Below are 21,054 nucleotides of genomic sequence, written 5' to 3' on the forward strand. Positions count from 1 at the left end.
CGTCAGTCCTTAACCGCTCCGCCGAGTCCGGAGACCAGGCGTCGCTGTACGAGTACGAAGAAGACCAGCACGGGCACGGTCATCACCGTCGAGGCTGCCATGATCCCGCCCCAGTCGTTCTCGTCGGGTTTGAAGAAGACCAGCAGCGCCATGGGGAGCGTCGACTGGGAGGTGTCGCTGATGATGAACGACTTCGCGAACAGGAAGTCGTTCCAGGTGGAGATGAACGAGAAGACGCTCGTCGCCACCAGGCCGGGGAAGACCAGCGGGAAGAGGATCTGCCACAGGAAGCGGGTGCGGCTCGCGCCGTCGATGTACGCGGCCTCCTCCAGCGCGTCCGGCACGGCCCGTACGAAGCCCCGCAGCATCCAGATCGCGAACGGCAGCGAGAACGCCAGGTGCGGCAGGATCAGCGAGCCGAGCGTGTTCAGCTGGCCGAAGTCCCGCATCAGGAAGAACAGCGGGATCGTCAGCGCCTCGACCGGCACCATCTGCGCGACCAGGAACATGATCAGCAGCGTGGTCCGGAAGCGGAACCGGAACCGGGTGACCGCCGTGGCAGCCAGGAACGCGATGAGCGCGGAGGCGACGACGACCGTCCCGGCGACGAGCAGGCTGTTGACGAAGTAGCGCCCGAAGTCCTGCTGCTGGAAGACCCGCCGGAAGGAGTCCAGGGACGGCGACAGGGTCCAGGGCCTGGGGTGCGTGGACTGGACCTCGCCCGCCGGTTTGAGGGCGGAGAGCACCATCCAGTACAGCGGGAACGCGACGGCGGCGGCGATGAGCAGCGCGGCGGCCTCGGCGGCGAGCCGGCCGGGCCGGCGGACGAACGAGCGGACGGACAGGCTCACAGTTCCTCCCCCTGACGGCGTACGAGGCGCAGGTGGACCAGCGTCACGGCGAGCAGGATCAGCAGCATCACGACGCCGATCGCGGAGCCGAGGCTGTACTGCGAGGAGGCGAACGCCTTCTGGTACGCGTACACGTTCAGCACCAGGTTCTGTCCGGCGATCCCGCCGCCGTTGGTCATGACGTAGATCTGGGTGAACACCTTGAAGTCCCAGATGACCGACTGGATGGTGACGACGGTGAGGATCGGCCGCAGCATCGGGGCCGTGACGGAACGCCAGATCCGCCACTGCGAGGCCCCGTCCAGCGCGGCCGCCTCCAGGACCTCGGTGGGGATCGCCCGGATGCCCGCGTACACCGTGACCATCACGAACGGGAAGGAGCACCACAGGACTTCGAGGAGCACCAGCGTGAAGGCGCTGTAGCGCCCGTACGTCCACGAGTGGTCGCCGAGCCCCAGGATGCGGTTGACCGGGCCGAAGTCGGCGTCGAAGAGGAAGACCCAGACGGTCGACCCGGTGATCGCGGGCGTGGCCCAGGCGCCGAGCGCGGCGAGCATGAGGGCGAGCCGGGGCACGGCCCGTATCCGGGTGAGCAGGACGGCCAGCGCGCAGCCGACGAGCAGGGTGGCCAGGACGCAGGCGGCGGCGAAGACCACGGTGGCGGACAGGACCTGCCAGAACTGGCCGTCGCCGAAGAGGGTGGTGTAGTTGCCGAAGCCCTGGAAGGTGGCCGGTTCGCCGCCGCTGACCTGGGCCTGGGTGTACTCCAGGAAGGAGATCAGGCCGAGCTGGTAGATCGGGTAGACCAGCAGCCCGCCGAGCAGGACGAGCGCGGGCAGCAGGTAGAGCCAGGGCGTCCAGCCCGGCCGCCGGGCCGGGGAGACCGGGCGGCGGCGCGGGCGGGTCGCGGGTGTGGGGCGTGTTTTGTACGCCGTGCTGTTCGCGGTCATCGTCAGCCCGCGTCGGCGAACGCCGCGTCCATCTTCTTCGCGGCGTCGTCGGCCGCCTTCGCCACGTCCTTACGGCCGCTGACGATCTCCTGGAACATCGTGGGCAGGATCAGCGAGGAGTCGATCTGCCCCCAGGCCGGGGATGCGGGCACGAACTTGGCCCCGGCGCCGAGCGTCTTGACGAAGGGCTCGACGAACGGCTCGCGCTTCGCCGCGGCGGCGCGGACGTCGCTGTAGGTCGGCAGGAAGCCCATCGCGTCGAACATCCGTGCCTGGGACGCCTTGCCGGTCAGCTCCTTCATCAGTTCGACGGCGAGGGTGCGGTGGCCGCTGCTCTTCAGCACGCCGATGTTGTTGCCGCCCGCGAAGGCGGGCGCTATGGAGCCCTCGGCCACGCCGGGCAGCGGGACCACGGCGTACTTGCCCTTGACGCTGCCGGCCTCGACGGCCGCGTGGCTGAAGTCGCCGCCGATGGCCATGGCGGCCTTGCCGGACGCGAAGGCGGTGACGGTCGCGTTGCCGCCCATGGCCGCGCACTTGGCGGGCGGGCAGTTGGTGGCGCCGAACAGCGAGGTGTACGCCTCGATGCCCTTGCGGGCCTTCGCGCTATTGATGGCCGACGTGTACGAGGAGCCGTCCTGGTCGGCCAGTTCGCCGCCGTTGGCCCAGATGAACGGCATCGCGCCGTAGGTGTAGGCGCCGCCGACGGCGAGCCCGTACAGGTCCGGCTTCTTCCGGTGGATCTTCTTGGCGGTGGAAATCAGTTCGGCCTGGGACTTGGGCGGTTCGATGCCCAGGTCCGCGAAGACGTCGGTGCGGTAGTAGAGCGCGCGTACGCCGACGAAGAGCGGGGCCCCGTAGACCTTGCCGCCGACCGTGACGGACTGCTTGGCGGCCGGGTCGGTGTCCTTGGCGTCGGCCCAGGCGCCGAACTCGGAGGTGATGTCGGCGAGTCCGCCGTCCTTCACGTATCCGGCGGTGTCGGTGTTGCCGTACTCGATGAGGTCGGGGGCGCTCTTCGGGTCGTTGAAGGCGGCCTTGACGCGCTGGGCACGGGTCTCGACCGGGATGTACTCGATCTCGACCTTCGCGCCCTCGTGGGCCTTCCTGAAGGCGGCGACCGCGGTGTCGACGACCTTCTCCTTCGGCTTGTTGCCGACCTCCTGGAACAGCCAGACACGCAGCGTGCCGGTCTTCTCGTCGCCCTTGGCTCCGGTGTCGGAGGTCTGCGGCGCGCAGGCGGTGGCGGTGAGGCCCGCCAGGACGAGCGCCGCGGCCGGGGCGGCGATTCGGGCAGAGAACTTCATCCGGGAACCCCTACCGGTCAGCGTTGCAACATATGCAACGCATGTTTCGTTCTGCACAACAGGCAGGAGAGTAGGTCCGGACCTGGACGGCCACAAGTGGTCTGCACCACGTCTGCACCACTCCGTGACCTGGCGGAGCACCCCGTGCAACGGCACACGAAAAACCCCCGGGGCACGCGGATGCGTGCCCCGGGGGTCTCCCGGACCTTCAGCTGCGGGCCGTACCGGTGGCCGCTACTTCTTGTCCTTGCCGCCCTTGCCCTTGTCGCCGCCGGCGCCCATGGACTCGTAGATCTCCTTGCACATGGGACAGACCGGGTACTTCTTGGGGTCGCGCCCCGGTACCCAGACCTTGCCGCACAGTGCGACCACGGGGGTGCCCTCCAGGGCACTCGCCATGATCTTGTCCTTCTGGACGTAATGGGCGTAGCGCTCGTGGTCGCCGTCGCCGTTCGACACCTGTGGTGTCGGCTCCACGAGGGTTCCGGTACCTGCCCCGCGCTCGGGCTCAAGAGTGCTCATAACCGCCAAGCGTACTGAAGAACGGGACATCAGTTCAGCGAAGGGTCGTCCGGATACGTGGCGATCATGGCCAGTTCGCTGCGCTGCCGGCGCAGGACCGCACGCCACAGGCCCTCCGGGCGTGGCGAGGACACGTCACCGGGCTCCGATTCCACCACGTACCAGGCGCCCTCGGACAGCTCGCGCTCCAGTTGTCCGGGCCCCCAGCCCGCATACCCCGCGAAGATCCGCAGCGAGCCCACGGCCGCCGCCAGCAGTTCGGGCGGCGCCTCCAGGTCGACCAGGCCGATCGCCCCGTACACCCGGCGCCAGCCGAGGGGGCCCTCGCCGCCCGGGATCACCGCGACCCCGAGGGCGGAGTCCAGCGAGACCGGTCCGCCCTGGAAGACGACCTCCGGCTCACCGGTCAGCCCGGCCCAGGCCGCCAGGATGTCCACGACGCCCACCGGCGTGGGGCGGTTGAGGACCACACCGAGGGAGCCCTCCTCGTCGTGGTCGAGGAGCAGCACGACCGCGCGGTCGAAGTTCGGGTCCGCCAGGGCGGGCGCGGCCACGAGCAGCCGCCCTGTGAGCGAGGACACCTCGGTCATGGCAGAAATGATCCCGCATCCCGGGCCGTGGCGGGGGCCAAGTGACACGGTCGTCGCGCTCGGTGCCCGAGCGCAGCTCAGGGCGCACGGGTGCACGAGGAGCGCACGGCGGGACCGGCGATCCGGACGGTGACCCTCCGCAAGTCCCGTACAGCAGAGCGTGTTGTGGCGGATTCATGACGTTCGTACACCACCCGTTCCCCTACGGAACGGGGGTGCGGGGCCATTACTCTTTCGTTTGGCCCCCTGCCCGACCACTCCGGAACGCGAGATTCATGACCGGCACAGACGATGTCCTGCTTGTCCACGGCGGAACCCCGCTGGAGGGCGAGATCCGCGTCCGAGGCGCCAAGAACCTGGTGCCCAAGGCGATGGTCGCCGCGCTGCTCGGCAGCGGGCCGAGCCGGCTGCGCAACGTGCCCGACATCCGCGACGTACGCGTGGTGCGCGGGCTGCTCCAGCTGCACGGCGTGACGGTCCGCCCCGGTGAGGAGCCGGGCGAACTGGTCCTGGACCCCACGCACGTCGAGAGCGCCAACGTCGCCGACATCGACGCGCACGCGGGCTCCTCGCGCATCCCGATCCTGTTCTGCGGTCCGCTGCTGCACCGCCTGGGCCACGCGTTCATCCCGGGGCTCGGCGGCTGCGACATCGGCGGCCGGCCGATCGACTTCCACTTCGACGTGCTGCGCCAGTTCGGCGCGACCATCGAGAAGCGGGCGGACGGGCAGTACCTGGAGGCCCCGCAGCGGCTGCGCGGCACCAAGATCCGGCTGCCGTACCCCTCGGTGGGCTCCACCGAGCAGGTGCTGCTGACCGCGGTGCTCGCCGAGGGCGTCACGGAGCTGTCCAACGCGGCCGTGGAGCCGGAGATCGAGGACCTGATCTGCGTCCTGCAGAAAATGGGCGCGATCATCTCGATGGACACCGACCGGACCATCCGGATCACCGGTGTGGACCGCCTCGACGGCTACACCCACCGCGCCCTCCCGGACCGCCTGGAGGCCGCCTCCTGGGCGTCCGCCGCACTGGCGACCGAGGGCAACATCTACGTCCGGGGCGCCCAGCAGCGCTCGATGATGACGTTCCTGAACACCTACCGCAAGGTCGGCGGCGCGTTCGAGATCGACGACGAGGGCATCCGCTTCTGGCACCCGGGCGGCGCGCTCAACGCCATCGCGCTGGAGACGGACGTGCACCCCGGCTTCCAGACGGACTGGCAGCAGCCGCTGGTCGTCGCGCTGACGCAGGCCGCGGGCCTCTCCATCGTCCACGAGACGGTGTACGAGTCCCGGCTCGGCTTCACCTCCGCGCTGAACCAGATGGGCGCGCACATCCAGCTCTACCGCGAGTGCCTGGGCGGCTCGGACTGCCGCTTCGGCCAGCGCAACTTCCTGCACTCCGCGGTCGTGTCGGGCCCCACGAAGCTCCAGGGCGCGGACCTGGTCATCCCGGACCTGCGCGGCGGTTTCTCGTACCTGATCGCCGCCCTCGCGGCCCAGGGCACCTCCCGGGTGCACGGCATCGACCTGATCAACCGGGGCTACGAGAACTTCATGGACAAGCTGGAGAAGCTGGGCGCGAAGGTCGAGCTGCCGGGCGGCTCGCTGGTCTGACGGGCCTGAGCGGCCGCTGGAGGGCCGAATGCCGGAGGGCGGCCACCCCGGGTGGGGTGGCCGCCCTCCGTCGTGCCCAGGGGTCTTACTTGCCCTTGGCGGCTTCCTTGAGCTTGGAGCCCGCGGAGACCTTCACGCTGTAGCCGGCCGGGATGTTGATCGGGTCGCCGGTCTGCGGGTTACGAGCGGTGCGAGCGGCACGGTGGGTGCGCTCGAAGGTCAGGAAACCGGGGATGGTGACCTTCTCGTCGCCCTTGGCGACGACCTCACCGACGGTCTCGGCGAGAGCGGCCAGCACGGCGTCGGCGTCCTTGCGGGTCACCTCGGCACGGTCGGCCAGGGCGGCCACCAGCTCACTGCGGTTCATGTTGTTACTCCCGTGTTCTTCTTGCCTGTGAGGCGTGAGATCGAAGCCGATGCTGCCAGGGCCCTCGGACAGTCCCCGTACCCGGGTCCGCCCTTGAGAGGGTCCGGTAGACCTCGCGCCCTGTGGGGTCTCCCCTGGACGTAGTCCTTGAGGAAGCATCCTGCCCCCACCTGCGGCGGGAAAGCCAATCCGGCACCCTCCGGGAGCCGCGCGAACAGCACCACTGCCTCGTCGTGGTGACATCCCGTCGGCTCCCCCAGAGCCTTCCACAGCATTGCGGGGCTCTGCGGGACGCGTCGCCCGCCCACCCTAAAGGGGCGTTTGGGGCGCCGCGACCCGCGACGCGCCGTAGGTCAGACGGACGTGGGCGCCGTCACAGTCGCTCCGGCGGCCCGCGCGGCGTCCCGGACGGCCCCGGCGACCGCTCCGGCGACCTTGTCGTTGAAGACCGAGGGGATGATGTAGTTCGCGTTCACCTCGTCCTCGGCGACCACGTCGGCCAGGGCGCGCGCGGCGGCGAGCATCATGTCCGTGTTGACCGTGCGCGACTGGGCGTCGAGCAGGCCCCGGAAGACGCCGGGGAAGACCAGCACGTTGTTGATCTGGTTCGGGAAGTCCGAGCGTCCGGTGGCCACGACGGCGGCGGTGCGGCGGGCGATCGCCGGGTCCACCTCGGGGTCCGGATTCGCGAGCGCGAACACGATGGCGCCGTCCGCCATGGCCGCCACGTCGTCCCCGTCCAGCACGTTGGGGGCGGAGACGCCGATGAAGACGTCGGCGCCGACCACGGCCTCCTTGAGGGTGCCGGTGATGCCCTCCGGGTTGGTGTTGTCGGCGATCCAGCAGAGCGGCGAGTCCGGGTCGGCGGAGCGCAGGTCCTCGCGGCCGGAGTGCACCACGCCGTGGATGTCGGCGACGACGGCGTGCTTGACGCCCGCGGCGATGAGGAGCTTCAGGATGGCCGTACCGGCCGCTCCGGCGCCGGACATGACGACCCGGACGTCCCCGATCCCCTTGCCCACCACGCGCAGCGCGTTGGTCAGCGAGGCCAGGACGACGATCGCCGTGCCGTGCTGGTCGTCGTGGAAGACGGGGATGTCCAGGGCCTCGCGCAGCCGGGCCTCGATCTCGAAGCAGCGCGGCGCGGAGATGTCCTCCAGGTTGATCCCCGCGAAGCCGGGCGCGATGGCCTTGACGATCTCGACGATGGCGTCGGTGTCCTGGGTGTCCAGGCAGATCGGCCACGCGTCGATGCCGGCGAAGCGCTTGAAGAGGGCCGCCTTGCCCTCCATGACGGGCAGCGCGGCCTTCGGGCCGATGTTGCCGAGGCCGAGCACCGCGGAGCCGTCCGTCACGACTGCGACGGAGTTGCGCTTGATGGTGAGGCGGCGGGCGTCCTCGGGATTCTCGGCGATCGCCATGCAGACCCGGGCCACGCCGGGGGTGTAGATCATCGAGAGGTCGTCACGGTTGCGGATGGGGTGCTTGGACGCCATCTCGATCTTGCCGCCGAGGTGCATGAGGAACGTACGGTCGGAGACCTTGCCGAGTACGACGCCCTCGATGCCGCGCAGCCCCTTGACGATCTCGTCGGCGTGCGCGGTGGAGGAGGCGGCGATCGTGACGTCGATCCGCAGCTTCTCGTGGCCGGAAGCGGTCACGTCGAGGCCGGTGACCGAACCGCCGGAGGACTCCACGGCCGTGGTGAGCTGGGAGACCGCGGTGCCGCTCGCGGGCACCTCCAGCCTGACCGTCATCGAGTACGAGACGCTGGGCGCCGTTGCCATGGCCGAGTCCTTCGCTTTCCTTAGCTTCATTGCTATGCGCGTCCGAAGCCCGAGCAGGCCCGGCAGCGGACACGCCTTCCGATATTCGCACCTACCGACGAGTAGCCGTTAATGACTGTCGCAGCGCGGAAACTGTTTTCCACCATACGAGAGACTGCGGCGCAGCGGAACCCCTCCCCGGGAACGCGAAGAGGCCCGCGCCACCCAAAGGTGACGCGGGCCTCTTCTTCAGTTGACGACACCGGCCCGCCATGCTCGCCTCGCGGCAAGTGGTCGCTCGAAGCGACTAAGGTTGGGCCCGGGGGCTTGGATCGAGCCGGTGTCACCACCAGGCTAACAAACCACCTGGAAAAGTGATTCCCGCAGCGCGTGTTGACCGGAAACGACCTCCGCGCGCCCCCGTCCTCAGTCCCTGAGCAGGTCGGGCACCCCGTCCTCGTCCGGCAGGTCCCGCTCCCCCGACACCACGGTCAGCTGCTGGGTCGCCCGGGTCAGCGCCACGTACAGCACGCGCAGCCCGGCCGGGGACTCGTCCGCGATCTCGGCGGGCGAGACCACCACCGTCGCGTCGTACTCCAGCCCCTTGGCCTCCAGGCTGCCGAGCGCCACCACCCGGTCGCCCAGCTCCGCCAGCCACGCGCGGGCCTGGGCGCGCCGGTTCATCGCCACGACGACACCGACCGTGCCGTCCACCTCGGCGAGCAGCCGGCGGGCCTCCTCGCGCACGGTCCCGGCCAGGTCGTCGTCGCGCACGGTCTCGAAGCGCGGGACCACGCCGGTCGAGCGGACGGCGGCCGGGGACTCCATGCCGGGCATGGCGAGGGCCAGCACCTTCGCGGCCAGCTCGGCGATCTCGGCCGGGTTGCGGTAGTTGACGGTCAGCGTGAAGTTACGGCGGGGGCGGCTGCCCAGCGCCTCGTCACGGGCGGCGGCCGCCTCGTCCGGGTCGGACCAGGAGGACTGCGCCGGGTCCCCGACGATCGTCCAGGTGGCGTGCCGGCCGCGCCGGCCGACCATCCGCCACTGCATGGGCGTCAGGTCCTGCGCCTCGTCCACGATGACGTGGGCGTACTCGGTGCGCTCGGCGGCGAGCCGTTCGGCGCGCTCCCACTGGGTCTCCTCGCGGCGGGGCATCAGCTCCTCCAGACCGGTGAGCTGGTCCAGCGGGTCCGCCTCGCGCTTGCGCTTGGGGCGGCTCGGGGTGCCGAGCAGCGTGTGCAGCTCGTCCAGGAGCGCCACGTCGTGCACGGAGAGCGGCCCCTGACCGGCGGCGTCCAGGCGCTTGAGGGAGCGCGCGAGCCGGCGCACCTCGCCCTGGTTGAGCGTGCGCCGCGCCCACCGGGCGAGCCGCTTCTCGTCGGCCATCGCGGCGAGCACCCCGCGCGGGGTCAGCTCGGGCCACCAGGCGTTCAGGAACTCGATGAACGGGGTCTCCGTGGACACGTCCTCGTCGAAGGACGTACGCAGCTCAGCCGCCAGCTCCGGATCGGTGTAGCGCCCCCGGCCGGAGGAGCGGTTCCACAGCGCGTCGAGCAGCAGCCGGCGGGCGCGCGGGCGCAGCAGGTTGACCGGGGCGGTCCCGCCGAGGACGTTGTTGCGGATGCGCCGCAGCTCGTCCTCCTGGAGCTCGACCCGGGCACCGAAGGCGACCACGCGCAGCCGGGTCGGGGTGCCGGCGGGCTGCGGGGCCTCCTCGGCCTCACCGAACTCCAGCTGCCCGCCGGCGGCGGAGGCGGTCCGGGGCGCGGGCTGTTCCAGCGCGCCGCGCGCCGCCTTGCGGAGCACCGGGAGCATCCGCGAGGAACCCTTGATCCGGGCGACGGCCGGCTCGTCGTACGCGGTGGCGCCCGCGGGGCCCGCCGCGTCGTCGGAGAGCGAACCGACCGCGCGGATCGCGACCTGGCCCTCCTCGCCGAGCGAGGGCAGCACGCCCTCGGTGTACGCCACCAGCAGCGGCGTCGGCGAGACGACGAGGATGCCGCCCGCGTACCGCCGCCGGTCCTGGTAGAGCAGGTACGCGGCGCGGTGCAGGGCGACCGCGGTCTTGCCGGTGCCGGGGCCGCCGGAGACCTCCGTGACGGAGGCGGCGGGGGCCCGGATGACGAGGTCCTGCTCGGCCTGGATGGACGAGACGATGTCCCGCATGGTGTGGCTGCGGGCCTGTCCGAGCGCGGCCATCAGGGCGCCGTCGCCGACGACCGGGAGCTTCTCGCCGTCCAGGTAGGCGGTCAGCTCGGGGCGCATCAGGTCGTCCTCGACGCCGAGGACCCGGCGGCCCTTGGAACGGATGACGCGGCGGCGGACCACCCGGCCGGGCTCCTTGGGCGTGGAGCGGTAGAACGGGGCCGCGGCCGGGGCCCGCCAGTCGATGACGAGCGGCGCGTAGTCGGAGTCGAGGACCCCGATGCGGCCGATGTGCAGCGTCTCGGCGATGTCCGCGGTGTCGTCCTCGCGCACGACGTCGTCGGCGGGCTCGACGGAGGTGTACGCGCCGTCCGGGCCGCGTTCGCCGTCCTTGCCGAGCAGGAGGTCGATCCTCCCGAAGAGGAAGTCCTCGAACTCACTGTTCAGCCGGTTGAGGTGGATTCCGGCGCGGAACACCTGGGCGTCGCGCTCGGCGAGCGCCCCCGGCGTCCCGACCTGGCCGCGTTTGACGGCGTCGTCCATGAGAAATTCCGCCTCGTGGATCTTCTCCTCGAGACGGTGGTACACCCGGTCGAGATGTTCCTGCTCGACACCGATTTCCCGGTCCCGCAACGAATCGACAGCGGCATCCTGCGCGGCCACCGAGGCCCCCTTCTGACGTGCACTGGGCAGCCGTCAACCCTATGCGACGGGGTCCCTTCGCGCACCTGCCGGGGGGCCGTTCGAACCCCCTCGTACGATGAGCCGATGAACGCCCATGCGCGCGACACCTGTCCGACGGCCGGTTCCCTGGTGCTGCGCCCCTGGCGGCCTGGCGATCTGGGGGTGCTCCTCGAGGCGTACCGCGACCCCGCCGTGCAGGCCGGATCGCGGGCGCCGGTGGCGGACGAGGAGGCGGCCGCGCACTGGCTGCGGGCCCAGGAGGAGGGCCGGGCGACCGGGCTGCGGCACAGCTTCGCGGTGGTGGACCCGGAGTTCGGGGCGGGCCCGGTGGGCAATGTCGCCCTGTCGTTCCCGGAGCCCGGCGCACCCTCGGCGGAGGTGGGCTACTGGACGATCGCGCCCGCCCGGGGCCGGGGCATCGCCCCGCGCGCCCTCGAAGCGCTGTCCGGCTGGGCGTCCGCGACGTTCGCCGACGTCGGGCTCGTACGCCTCGAACTGCTGCATCAGGTGGACAACGCGGCCTCGTGCCGGGTCGCGGAGAAGGCCGGGTACGCGCTCACCGGGGTGCTGCCCCCGACCCCGCCGTGGCCGCACGAGGGCCACGTCCACACGCGCCGGGTCTAGCCCTCAGCCCCGGTCACCGGGCCGTCGTGCAGGAGGCGGTGGAAGAGGCGGTGGTCGCGCCACTCGCCGTCGATGTGCATGTAGCCCCGGGCCAGCCCGAACTCCTCGAACCCGCACTTGGCGAGGACCCGCTGGGACGCGGTGTTGTCCAGCACGGTGCCCGCCTCGACCCGGTGCAGTCGCAGCTCGTCCCGCGCCAGCTCGCAGATCCTGCGCACGGCGGCCGTGGCCAGCCCGCGGCCCGCGAGGTCCACGTCCACCCAGTAGCCGAGGACGGCGCTGCGGAAGGCGCCGAGCACGAGGGCGTTGAGGTTGAACCCGCCGACCACCCGGTTCTCCGCGTCGCTCAGCACCCAGGGCATCACGCGCCCCGCCTCCCGCTCCGCGAGCAGCGCGGCCACCCGCCGGCTCTGGCCCTCCTCGGTGTAGAAGGACTCGGGGCGCAGGGGCTCCCAGGGCCGCATGTACGCACGGCTGCGGGTCAGCGCCTCGGCGCAGGACGCGGCGTCGGACGGCCTGACGGGGCGCAGCCGTATCCCCGCGTGGAGCGGATGGGCATCATCGATCATGCCCGGAACGCTATCCGGCCCCGGCCCGCGAAGCGTCTTCAGGCCCCCGCGTACTTGGCGTCCGCCGCCGGGTCGAGCGCCAGCCGGTAGCCGCGCTTGACGACGGTCTGGATCAGCCGGGGCACCCCGAGCGCGGTGCGCAGCCGGGCCATGGCGGTCTCGACCGCGTGCTCGTCGCTGCCGCTGCCGGGCAGGGCGCGCAGCAGGTCGGCGCGGGAGACCACCCAGCCGGGGCGCCGGGACAGGGCGTGCAGCAGGGCCATCCCGGCGGGCGGGACCGCGCGCAGCTCGTCGTCCACCAGGACGGCGTGGCCCCGGATCTCGACGCGGTGTCCGGCGATGGGCAGCGTACGGGCGCGGGCGGGGAGTTCACGGCAGATCAGCTGGACGAGCGGGCCGAGCCGGAAGCGCTCCGGCTGGACGGTGTCGATCCCGCGCGCCTGCAACGGCAGGGCGGTGACCGGTCCGACGCAGGCGGGCACGATGTCGCCGCGCAGCGCCGTGACGACCTCGGTGAGCAGTCCGCGTTCCTCGGCGCGGCCGAGCAGCGAGGCCGCCGCCGGGGCGCTGGTGAAGGTGAGCGCGTCCAGGGCGCGGGCGGCGGTGAGGTCGAGGAGCCGGTCCAGGGGCGCGATGTCCTCCGGCGGCATCCAGCGGTAGACGGGGACGCCGACCACCTCGGCACCGGCCTCGCGCAGCGCCTCCACGAAGCCGGGGAGGGGTTCGCCGTGCAGCTGGAGCGCGACGCGGCGGCCCTGTACGCCCTCCTCCAGGAGCCGTTCCAGGACCTCGGCCATGGACTCGGAGGCCGGGGACCACTTCTCGGTCAGCCCGGCGGCGCGTACCGCGCCCTTCACCTTGGGGCCGCGCGCCAGGAGTTCGACCCCGCGCAGGGTCTCCAGGAGCCGGTCGCCGATGCCCCAGCCGTCGGCCGCCTCGATCCAGCCGCGGAAGCCGATCGCGGTGGTGGCGACGACCACGTCGGGCTTCTCGGCGACCAGTTGCTCGGTCGCGGCGAGCAGTTCGCCGTCGTCGGCGAGCGGCACGATCCGCAGGGCCGGCGCGTGCACCACGGTGGCGCCCCGGCGCCGCAGCAGCGTGCCCAGCTCCTCCGCCCGGCGGGCGGCGGTGACCCCGACCGTGAAGCCCGCGAGGGGCCCGTACGGTGCGTCGTCCGGCTGTCGGCCGTCGTGTGGTCCGTCGTGCATGAGGTCTACCCGGCTCTCGTCCCGCTGCTGCTCGATGGTGCGGAGGACCGAGCCTGCCAATGCCGCGTGACAGGCCCGGTTCAGCTGTATTTCCCGCTCGTTACGTCGCCCGGCACCGCCCGTCCATCATCACACCCCCGCATGGCCGAGCAGGGGCTTCGCCGGTACGGCCGCGGCGCGGCGAAGGTATACCGACCAGGTGAGCGCCGAGCACACCGCGTAGAAGGCGAGGAAGGACCAGAAGGCCGCCGTGCCCGCGCCGGAGGTCTGGAAGGACTGCCGGAAGGCGAGGTTGATGGCGAGCCCGCCGAGCGCGCCGACCGCGCCGATCAGCCCCATCGCGGCACCGGAGATCCGCCGCCCCCGGGCCGCCGCCTCCTCGCCGCGCAGCCCCTGGGCGATCGCCCGGGCGTGGAAGATGCCCGGGATCATCTTGTACGTCGACCCGTTGCCGAGCCCGGACAGCGCGAACAGGGCGGTGAAGCCGACGAGGAACACGGCCAGCGAGGCGATCCGGGAGGCGTATACGACCACGCCGGTCGCGGCGGCCATGGCGGCGAAGTTGACGAGGGTGATGCGGGCCCCGCCGTACCGGTCGGCGAGCCGGCCGCCGACCGGCCGGATCAGCGAGCCGAGCAGCGGTCCGATGAAGGTGAGCGAGGCCGCCTGGAGCGGGGTCCGGCCGAACTGGGTCTGGAGGACGAGCCCGAAGGCGAAGCTGTAGCCGATGAAGGAGCCGAAGGTGCCGATGTAGAGGACCGCCATGATCCAGGTGTGCCGGTCGCGCACCGCCTCCTTCGCGGCCCCGGTGTCGTTGCGCACGGGCGCCAGGTTGTCCATGTAGCGCGCGGCGCATCCGGCGGCGAGCAGGATCAGCGGGATGTAGGCGGCGAGCACGATCCTGGGGTGCGTGGCCCCGGCCGTCCCGATGACCAGGAGCCCGGCCAGCTGCACGACGGGCACGCCGATGTTGCCGCCGCCCGCGTTGAGCCCGAGCGCCCAGCCCTTCTTGCGCATCGGGAAGAAGGCGTTGATGTTCGTCATGGACGAGGCGAAGTTGCCGCCGCCGATGCCGGTCAGCGCGGACACCGCGAGGAAGGTGCCGTACGAGGTGCCCGGCTCCATCACGACGAGGGCGGCGATCGTGGGCACGAGCAGGGTGAGCGCGCTGAACACCGTCCAGTTCCGGCCACCGAAGCGGGCGACCGCGAAGGTGTACGGCACCCGGACAATGGCCCCGACCAGGGTCGCGGTGGAGATCAGGAAGAACTTGTCGGCCGGGTCGATCCCGTACTCGGGCCCCATGAAGAGCACCATCACCGACCACAGGGTCCAGATGGAGAAGCCGATGTGCTCGGAGAGGACGGAGAACCAGAGGTTGCGGCGGGCGACGCGCTCGCCGGTGTCCCGCCAGAAGGTCTCGTCCTCCGGGTCCCAGTGCTCGATCCAACGGCCTGCCATCACGCGCCTCCACGGGTGGTCGGGGTGTCGTCCCGAACCTAGGAAGCGCGCGTTTCGGTGCCGTGCCGCGAGGTGACCTGTGGGCAACCTTGCTCTCACCGGGCCGGTGCCGGCCCGGTGAGAGCGCGGTTACGTACGGGCGCGGGCGGCGCCGTTGGGCCAGAGCCTCGGGCGGCGCTTGGCCGCCAGGTCCTCGACCCAGCCGACGGCGAGGATCGCCAGCCCGATCAGCGGCCAGACGATGATCAGCGCCAACGCGTTGTTCGCGCGGTCGATGTACGTGCCGAGGTGGTCGCCGACCCAGGGCACGTCCCAGAGCAGGTCGATGATCGGGAAGGTGGCCATCAGCAGCATGTTGTGCCACAGATAGATGGTCACCGCGCGGTTGTTGGCGAGGGTGACCAGGCTGTCCCACCCGGCCAGCCGGCCCGGCAGCTCCCGCCAGGAGGGGGCGTACTGGAGCAGGATCATGCAGAACCCGAGCGACCAGGTGGCCTGGGCGAGCGGGATCTCGTCCAGGTTCCAGCCCTCCTCGGTGAGGTGGTGGGCGCCCCACCACAGCGCGAAGGCCATCAGCATCGCGGCCAGCGACACGGCGAGGTAGCGCGGGACGGCCTTCAGCAGCCCGTCGTGGTGCGCGAAGCCGAGGATCCAGCAGGAGCCGAAGACCGCGAAGTCCACCAGGCCCTCACCGGCCGAGCCCGGCACGGTGACCAGTCCGGTGCCGATGACGGCGGTGAGACCGATCGGGGCCAGCAGCGTCACCCAGGGCAGCTTCCGGAACGCCTTGAGCAGCAGCGGGGAGGCCAGCACGAACCACAGGTAGGCGCGGATGTACCAGAGCGGCCCGATGCCCTGCTCCGCCCAGGAGGTTTCCAGCCAGCCGCCCTCGGAGCCGTTCTCCCAGGGGAAGGGCGGGGTGCCGATCGGCAGGATGTAGCAGCCCAGCTTCAGGAACCACCAGATGCCCTCCTCGCGGACCGGCTTCCAGCCGAGCAGGAAGACCACGGGCACGACGACGGCGCAGAACGCCCACATCGGCGGCAGCAGCCTGCGGACGCGGCTCCGGATGACGCTCCAGGCGGGCCGGGCCAACGACCGGGCCATCAGCGATCCGGCCAGGGCGAACATGACGCCCATGGACGGGAACACGACGGTCAGCCAGGCCCAGCCGAAGAGGTGGAAGACGACGACCCGGACGAGCGCGATCGCGCGCAGCAGGTCGAGATAGCGGTCCCGGCCGGCCTTGGCGGGCGCGGGGGCCGGTGCCTCGGCCGGGGCGGGCCCGGCGGCGGGCGAGGGCAGCACCACGCGGAGTGCCATGGTCTGTTCGTCCGGGTGCGGCATTCCGTACGACTGCTGTGGGTGCGTCATGCGACGGGCCTCCGGTCCTGGGTGCGCGCCCGCTGGGAGGGCATCGCGCCGGGCGCCTCCACGACCCCGGTGCGACGCAGCTTCTGCCAGCGCAGCCGGCCGCCGGTGAGAGCGGTGATCCAGGACTGGAGCAGCACCACGTACATGAGCTGCCGGTACAGGACCTGCTGGAGGGGCAGCGAGAGCAGATGGGTCATGCGCTCCCGGTCGAGCCGGAAGGCGTACGCGGCACACACCAGCTGCACCGCGAGGACGCCGAGCCACGCGCCGACGGTCTTCTCGGTGGGCCCGAACACGAGCCCGTACAGCAGGAAGACGTCGATGAGCGGGGCGAGCAGCGGGGCGACGACCATGAACAGCGAGACGAACGGCAGTCCGACGCGGCCGAAGCGGCCCGAGGGCCCGCGCTCGATGACCGCCCTGCGGTGCTTCCAGATCGCCTGCATGGTGCCGTACGACCAGCGGTAGCGCTGCGACCAGAGCTGCTGCACGGTCTCCGGCGCCTCGGTCCAGGCGCGGGCGTTCTCCGCGTAGACGACGCGCCAGCCGTCCCGGTGGAGGGCCATCGTGACGTCGGTGTCCTCGGCGAGGGTGTCCTCGCTGATGCCGCCGACCCGCTCCAGCGCCTGGCGCCGGAAGGCCCCGACCGCGCCGGGGATGGTGGGCATGCAGCGCAGCACGTCGTACATGCGGCGGTCGAGGTTGAAGCCCATCACGTACTCGATGTGCTGCCAGGCGCCGATCAGCGAGTCGCGGTTGCCGACCTTGGCGTTGCCGGCGACGGCCCCGACGCGCGGGTCCCCGAAGGGCTGCACCAGCTCGCGGACGGTGGTCGGCTCGAAGACCGTGTCGCCGTCCATCATCACGATGATGTCGTTGCGGGCGTGCGCGATGCCGTTGTTCAGGGCGGCGGGCTTGCCCGCGTTGCGCTGGCGCACCACCCGGACGTTGGGCAGCCGCATCCGCTGGACGATGTCCGCGGTGCCGTCCGTGGAGCCGTCGTCGATGACGATGACTTCGACCGGATAGTCACTTGCCAGGAGCGAGCGCACCGTGTTCGCGATGCACTTCTTCTCGTTGTACGCGGGCACCAGGACGGTCACCGTGCGGGTGACGGGTTCGCCCCAGCTGAAGCCGCGTCCGCGGACCCGGCGGGCGTGGACGAAGGACAGCACGAGCATCAGCCCGAAGCGGGCGAAGACCAGCACCCCGATCACCGCGAGCCCGGCCACCATCACATCGGTGATGTGCTCCGAGACGCCCACGGCCCAGACGAACGCCTTGCCCTTCCACAGGTCGAAACCGGTGACCGGGGAGTGCGCGCTGGGTGCGCCGAGCGCGTCGGTGAGGTTGTCGAACGTGTATCCCTGCTTCTGCATCTTCGGCAGGAACTTCCCCAGGGCGGTGACGGTCTGGGACCGGTTCCCCCCGGAGTCGTGCATGAGGATGACCGCGCCCTTGCCGTGCTTGGGCGTGGCCCGCTTGATGATCGCCCTGACGCCCGGCCGCTTCCAGTCCTCGCTGTCCGTGTTGTTGACGACGGTGAGGTAGCCGCGGCTGCCGATGTACTGCGTGACCGGCCAGGACTTGTTGTCCATGGCGTCGGCGAACGAGGAGTAGGGCGGCCGGAAGAGGGAGGTGCGGATGCCCGCCGCACCGGCCAGCACCAATTGGTTCTGGGACAGCTCCCAGTCGATGCGGCTGGTGGACTGGTAGGAGAGATCGGGGTGGTTGAAGGTGTGCAGCCCGACCTCGTGCCCCTCCCTGACCATGCGCTCGACCAGGTCCGGGTAGCGCGAGGCCATGGTGCCGGTGACGAAGAAGACGCCGTGGGCGTCGTACTTCTTCAGCTCGTCCAGCACCTTCGGCGTCCACTCCGGGTCCGGGCCGTCGTCGAAGGTCAGCACGATCCGGTGGTCCGGGATGCGCAGGGTCTTCGCGGGCTCGGTGGTGGACCGCGCGTCGATGACCGGCCCGCCCTCCAGCACCTGATCCGGCACCCGGTCCGTCGCGACGGGGGGCCGGATGCGGTGGTCGGCCAGGATTTCGCTGTGCACGTAGCCACGCAGCATCAGCATGGCGAGCAGGGCAACGAGAAACAGGAGCGGCAGCATGTAGCGCATGGGAAGTCTGCGCCGGCGGGTCTGCTTCTTCCTGTGGGAGTTGCGCCTGCCCCGGGGGGCAGGGGTGGTCATCTAGTCGGCGCCTTCTTGTCCTTGCGCGGGGTCCGGGGACCCGCCGGTGGGAAGTCCGGCGTCCGGGGCCGTCGATTCGTTCCCGGTGGTGTCCGTGACCTGCTGTTCCTGACCGGTCAGCGGGAGTCCGGGGGCGGTGGAGTTGCCGCCGAGCACGGCGACGACCAGGGTCGTCGCGTAACAGACGAAGACCGCGGCCAGGACCCAGCCGAGGCGGCGCAGCGTCTTGCCGCGCCGGCCGCTCTCGTCCACGAAGACGGGGCCGTCGGAGTCGTCCGGAGCGGATGGTTCCGGTAGCAGCTCGGAGAGCTGCCGTCCGATTCCGTCCAGCTGGATGGTGACTTCGTTCGGCTCGTGTGTGTGCCCCGCATGGGCACCTTCACGCCAAGTTTCCACTGGTGTACGCACTTCCCCCACTCAGGATCGGGTGCGCGCAACTGACCGGTTGTGTGCCGCCGGACGGGCCCCCACCCTGTCCACGCGCCCCCTACCACAGTGCACCCGGTCCATGAATGTAGCGCACGCCCGGCCTCCCGGCACACCCGGACGCAGAAACGACGAGGACCCCGCTGCCGGGTGGCAGCGGGGTCCTCGCCCACATGGGAATTTGTGGAGATGGCGGGAATCGAACCCGCGTCCAACGGTGCGGAACCAGGGCTTCTCCGAGTGCAGTCCGCTACGCTTTTCTCGGCCTCGGAGGTCACGCGGACAAGCCTCCGACAGGCCCAGTCACTGTTTGATTTCCTTCTGAGACCCGTGACCGGACTCAGAAGTTTAGATCCCTTGATGATGCCAGGATCCGGGTCGGGATCACCCCCGGGCTGACACTCCGCAGAGTCTTCGCTTAGCTGCTAATTAGGCAGCGAGGGCGAAGGCGGAGGAATCGCGCTTGGAATTGGCGATTATTGGTTGCGACATATGGTTTACGAGATCATTGCCGCTTCCTCGACTCGCTTCCCCTGCTTCGACATCCGCTGTCGAAACCGATCATCCCCATGTTGATTTTTCAAGGTGGTGCCACACCCTCCGTGGGGTGCGTTGCCATCGTACGTGACCAACGCACGACGATGCCAGCGTATTCCTGCCGGAGGGGCCGGCGGCGGGCGCCGGGTCCGGATCAGGCGCTGCGCTGACGGCGGCGGGCCGCCGCGATGGCGCGGTTCGTCTCCCTGGTGTCCTGCTTCTCGCGCAGCGTCTGCCGCTTGTCGTACTCCTTCTTGCCCTTCGCGAGCGCGATCTCGGCCTTGACCCGGCCGTTCAGGAAGTACAGCGAGAGCGGCACGATGGTGTGGCCGGTCTCCTGCGACTTCGACTCCAGCTTGTCGATCTCGGCCCGGTGCATCAGCAGCTTGCGCTTGCGCTTGGCGGAGTGGTTGGTCCAGGTGCCCTGGACGTACTCCGGGACGTGGATGTTGTGCAGCCACGCCTCGCCGCCGTCGATCTGGACGAAGCCGTCGACCAGGGACGCCCGGCCCATGCGCAGCGATTTGACCTCGGTCCCCATGAGCACGAGCCCGCACTCGTAGGTGTCGAGGATGGTGTAGTCGTGGCGCGCCTTCTTGTTCTGCGCGATGAGCTTGCGCCCGGTGTCCTTTTCCTTAGCCATAGTGCGGCCATTTTCGCACTACGACCCACCCCCGAGGCCACTCAATACCGTCTCGGCCCGTTCCTGGGCCCGCGCGCTCACCGCGAGGTCGGGTGTGATGCCCTTGCCGTCGACCCCGTGGCCCGCCGGTGTCCGGTAGTGGCCCACGGTCAGCTCGGCCACCGAGCCGCCCGCGAGCTTGCTCGGCATCTGCACCGAGCCCTTGCCGAAGGTCCGCGAGCCGACCGTGACCGCCCGGCCCCGGTCCTGCAGCGCCCCCGTCACCAGCTCGGCCGCGCTCATCGTCCCCCCGTCGACCAGCACGACGACGGGGCGCCCGGTGTCGCCGCCCGGCTTCGCGTACAGGGCGTGCTGCTCGCCGTGCACGTCGTACGTGGCGACCAGGCCGCCGTCCAGGAAGGCGGAGGCCGCGGTGACCGCCTCGGTGACCAGTCCGCCCGGGTTGCCCCGCAGGTCCAGCAGCACCCCGGCGCCCGCGGGCGCGTCCCGGACCGCGTCGCGCACGGCCGCCCCGGAGCCCTTGGTGAACGAGGCGACCGCGATGCGCACCGCGCCGGACGGGCCCGAGCGCTGCGCCCCGACCCGCCGCACGGTCACCGACTCGACCGTGAGCCTGGCCCGGCTCAGCGTCTCGGTCCGGGTGGCGGTCCCCCGGCGGACGCCGAGGCTGACCGTGCTCCCGGCCTTCGCCCCGGTGCGGTCGCCGCGCAGCAGGGCCACCACGTCGGAGACGGGCAGCCGGTCGACGCGGCGGCCGTCGATGGTGCGGAGCAGGTCGCCGGAGCGGATGCCCGCGTGGTCGGCGGGGCTGCCGGGCTGGACGCGGGCGACGGCGACCTGGCCGTCGGCGGAGCGCCGGGCGGCGAGGCCGACCCCGGTGTACGTGCCGCCGAGGGACTCCTCGAACTCCTGGTACTCGCGCTCGTCGTAGACCGCGCCCCAGCGGTCGCCGCTGCGGCTGACGACCTCCTCGGCCGCTTCCGTACCGGACTTGCCGTCGGCGACCGCGTCGGCGGCGGCCTCGGCCACCTCGTCGCGGTCGGCGGTGGCGGCGACGGACCGGGGGTGCACCGGGGGTTCCTGCGCCTCGCCGCGGGGCAGCGCGCCGGTCGCGGCCCCGGTGGCGAGGACGCCGGCGAAGACCAACGTCAGGGCCGCCCCGCGGCGCAGGCCGCGGGGCCCGATGCGACATCCGGGGTCCGACATGGCGCCGATTCTA

At 71.1% G+C, this 21,054-nt stretch carries 18 protein-coding genes and 1 other RNA gene; 2 read left to right on the top strand and 17 right to left on the bottom strand.

The window, feature by feature from the left end; translation table 11 throughout:
- Positions 1-2: 2 nt before the first annotated feature.
- The 5 genes from AMK18_RS19280 to AMK18_RS19300 form a co-directional block, all read right to left on the bottom strand.
- The gene (locus tag AMK18_RS19280; RefSeq protein WP_198957033.1) at positions 3-851 is read right to left on the bottom strand and encodes a carbohydrate ABC transporter permease; all 849 of its coding nucleotides are present in this window, start codon (positions 849-851) and stop codon (positions 3-5) included.
- Positions 848-1,801 (bottom strand): carbohydrate ABC transporter permease, encoded by a 954-nt coding sequence (locus tag AMK18_RS19285; RefSeq protein ID WP_073863697.1) that lies wholly within the window; start codon positions 1,799-1,801, stop codon positions 848-850. The genes AMK18_RS19280 and AMK18_RS19285 overlap by 4 nt, the downstream gene beginning before the upstream one ends.
- A 2-nt stretch (positions 1,802-1,803) precedes the next feature.
- The gene (locus AMK18_RS19290; RefSeq protein ID WP_073863698.1) at positions 1,804-3,108 is read right to left on the bottom strand and encodes an extracellular solute-binding protein; all 1,305 of its coding nucleotides are present in this window, start codon (positions 3,106-3,108) and stop codon (positions 1,804-1,806) included.
- A gap of 234 nt (positions 3,109-3,342) precedes the next feature.
- Complete coding sequence (locus AMK18_RS19295; RefSeq protein ID WP_026171211.1) at positions 3,343-3,630, bottom strand: DUF3039 domain-containing protein; 288 nt, start codon at positions 3,628-3,630, stop codon at positions 3,343-3,345.
- Positions 3,631-3,659: 29 nt separating this feature from the next.
- Complete coding sequence (locus AMK18_RS19300; RefSeq protein WP_018100784.1) at positions 3,660-4,220, bottom strand: YqgE/AlgH family protein; 561 nt, start codon at positions 4,218-4,220, stop codon at positions 3,660-3,662.
- Between the two features lie 275 nt (positions 4,221-4,495).
- Between AMK18_RS19300 and murA the strand changes: the two genes are divergently transcribed.
- Entirely contained in the window at positions 4,496-5,836 is a 1,341-nt protein-coding gene (gene murA / locus AMK18_RS19305; protein WP_018100785.1) for a UDP-N-acetylglucosamine 1-carboxyvinyltransferase, read from the top strand.
- Between the two features lie 85 nt (positions 5,837-5,921).
- On the opposite strand, the gene AMK18_RS19310 is transcribed toward murA, so the two are convergent.
- From AMK18_RS19310 to AMK18_RS19320, 3 genes are all read right to left on the bottom strand, one after another.
- Positions 5,922-6,203 carry an HU family DNA-binding protein gene (locus AMK18_RS19310; protein WP_017237029.1) on the bottom strand — a complete coding sequence of 94 codons (282 nt, stop codon included), beginning with the start codon at positions 6,201-6,203 and terminating at the stop codon, positions 5,922-5,924.
- Positions 6,204-6,556: 353 nt separating this feature from the next.
- The gene (locus AMK18_RS19315) at positions 6,557-7,990 is read right to left on the bottom strand and encodes an NAD-dependent malic enzyme (RefSeq protein ID WP_018100786.1); all 1,434 of its coding nucleotides are present in this window, start codon (positions 7,988-7,990) and stop codon (positions 6,557-6,559) included.
- 405 nt (positions 7,991-8,395) lie between these two features.
- Entirely contained in the window at positions 8,396-10,777 is a 2,382-nt protein-coding gene (locus AMK18_RS19320; RefSeq protein ID WP_026171212.1) for a HelD family protein, read from the bottom strand.
- Between the two features lie 105 nt (positions 10,778-10,882).
- On the opposite strand from AMK18_RS19320, the gene AMK18_RS19325 reads away from it, so the two are divergent.
- Entirely contained in the window at positions 10,883-11,422 is a 540-nt protein-coding gene (locus AMK18_RS19325; RefSeq protein ID WP_073863699.1) for a GNAT family N-acetyltransferase, read from the top strand.
- On the opposite strand, the gene AMK18_RS19330 is transcribed toward AMK18_RS19325, so the two are convergent.
- From AMK18_RS19330 to AMK18_RS19370, 9 genes are all read right to left on the bottom strand, one after another.
- Positions 11,419-11,991 carry a GNAT family N-acetyltransferase gene (locus tag AMK18_RS19330; RefSeq protein ID WP_073863700.1) on the bottom strand — a complete coding sequence of 191 codons (573 nt, stop codon included), beginning with the start codon at positions 11,989-11,991 and terminating at the stop codon, positions 11,419-11,421. The genes AMK18_RS19325 and AMK18_RS19330 overlap by 4 nt on opposite strands.
- Positions 11,992-12,029: 38 nt before the next feature.
- Complete coding sequence (locus AMK18_RS19335; RefSeq protein WP_026171213.1) at positions 12,030-13,199, bottom strand: uroporphyrinogen-III synthase; 1,170 nt, start codon at positions 13,197-13,199, stop codon at positions 12,030-12,032.
- A gap of 129 nt (positions 13,200-13,328) precedes the next feature.
- Complete coding sequence (locus AMK18_RS19340; protein ID WP_073863701.1) at positions 13,329-14,660, bottom strand: nitrate/nitrite transporter; 1,332 nt, start codon at positions 14,658-14,660, stop codon at positions 13,329-13,331.
- Positions 14,661-14,789: 129 nt separating this feature from the next.
- Positions 14,790-16,034, bottom strand: coding sequence for an acyltransferase family protein (locus tag AMK18_RS19345; protein WP_020207257.1), 1,245 nt, complete (start codon positions 16,032-16,034; stop codon positions 14,790-14,792).
- A complete protein-coding gene (locus AMK18_RS19350) occupies positions 16,031-18,157 on the bottom strand; it encodes a glycosyltransferase (RefSeq protein ID WP_073863702.1) in 2,127 nt (708 codons plus the stop codon). Before AMK18_RS19350 ends, AMK18_RS19345 begins: the two co-directional genes overlap by 4 nt.
- Positions 18,158-18,229: 72 nt before the next feature.
- Positions 18,230-18,625: a DUF2975 domain-containing protein gene (locus AMK18_RS34920; RefSeq protein ID WP_198957034.1), complete on the bottom strand. Its 396-nt coding sequence runs from the start codon at positions 18,623-18,625 to the stop codon at positions 18,230-18,232.
- Between the two features lie 211 nt (positions 18,626-18,836).
- Positions 18,837-19,224, bottom strand: a transfer-messenger RNA (tmRNA) gene (ssrA, locus tag AMK18_RS19360).
- 122 nt (positions 19,225-19,346) lie between these two features.
- The gene (gene smpB, locus AMK18_RS19365; RefSeq protein ID WP_018100795.1) at positions 19,347-19,835 is read right to left on the bottom strand and encodes an SsrA-binding protein SmpB; all 489 of its coding nucleotides are present in this window, start codon (positions 19,833-19,835) and stop codon (positions 19,347-19,349) included.
- 18 nt (positions 19,836-19,853) lie between these two features.
- Positions 19,854-21,041, bottom strand: coding sequence for a S41 family peptidase (locus AMK18_RS19370; protein WP_073863703.1), 1,188 nt, complete (start codon positions 21,039-21,041; stop codon positions 19,854-19,856).
- Positions 21,042-21,054 lie beyond the last annotated feature (13 nt).

Origin of the sequence: Streptomyces sp. CB01249 (assembly GCF_001905735.1) — a bacterium.
Lineage (GTDB): Bacteria > Actinomycetota > Actinomycetes > Streptomycetales > Streptomycetaceae > Streptomyces.

Excerpts from the sequence above, each read along its gene's own strand:
- AMK18_RS19285 (WP_073863697.1), bottom strand. The coding sequence starts at position 1,801 with ATGACCGCGAACAGCACGGCGTACAAAACACGCCCCACACCCGCGACC.
- AMK18_RS19290 (WP_073863698.1), bottom strand. The coding sequence starts at position 3,108 with ATGAAGTTCTCTGCCCGAATCGCCGCCCCGGCCGCGGCGCTCGTCCTG.
- AMK18_RS19295 (WP_026171211.1), bottom strand. The coding sequence starts at position 3,630 with ATGAGCACTCTTGAGCCCGAGCGCGGGGCAGGTACCGGAACCCTCGTG.
- AMK18_RS19300 (WP_018100784.1), bottom strand. The coding sequence starts at position 4,220 with ATGACCGAGGTGTCCTCGCTCACAGGGCGGCTGCTCGTGGCCGCGCCC.
- murA (WP_018100785.1), top strand. The coding sequence starts at position 4,496 with ATGACCGGCACAGACGATGTCCTGCTTGTCCACGGCGGAACCCCGCTG.
- AMK18_RS19310 (WP_017237029.1), bottom strand. The coding sequence starts at position 6,203 with ATGAACCGCAGTGAGCTGGTGGCCGCCCTGGCCGACCGTGCCGAGGTG.
- AMK18_RS19315 (WP_018100786.1), bottom strand. The coding sequence starts at position 7,990 with ATGGCAACGGCGCCCAGCGTCTCGTACTCGATGACGGTCAGGCTGGAG.
- AMK18_RS19325 (WP_073863699.1), top strand. The coding sequence starts at position 10,883 with ATGAACGCCCATGCGCGCGACACCTGTCCGACGGCCGGTTCCCTGGTG.
- AMK18_RS19330 (WP_073863700.1), bottom strand. The coding sequence starts at position 11,991 with ATGATCGATGATGCCCATCCGCTCCACGCGGGGATACGGCTGCGCCCC.
- AMK18_RS19335 (WP_026171213.1), bottom strand. The coding sequence starts at position 13,199 with ATGCACGACGGACCACACGACGGCCGACAGCCGGACGACGCACCGTAC.
- AMK18_RS19340 (WP_073863701.1), bottom strand. The coding sequence starts at position 14,660 with ATGGCAGGCCGTTGGATCGAGCACTGGGACCCGGAGGACGAGACCTTC.
- AMK18_RS19345 (WP_020207257.1), bottom strand. The coding sequence starts at position 16,034 with ATGACGCACCCACAGCAGTCGTACGGAATGCCGCACCCGGACGAACAG.
- AMK18_RS19350 (WP_073863702.1), bottom strand. The coding sequence starts at position 18,157 with ATGCGCTACATGCTGCCGCTCCTGTTTCTCGTTGCCCTGCTCGCCATG.
- smpB (WP_018100795.1), bottom strand. The coding sequence starts at position 19,835 with ATGGCTAAGGAAAAGGACACCGGGCGCAAGCTCATCGCGCAGAACAAG.
- AMK18_RS19370 (WP_073863703.1), bottom strand. The coding sequence starts at position 21,041 with ATGTCGGACCCCGGATGTCGCATCGGGCCCCGCGGCCTGCGCCGCGGG.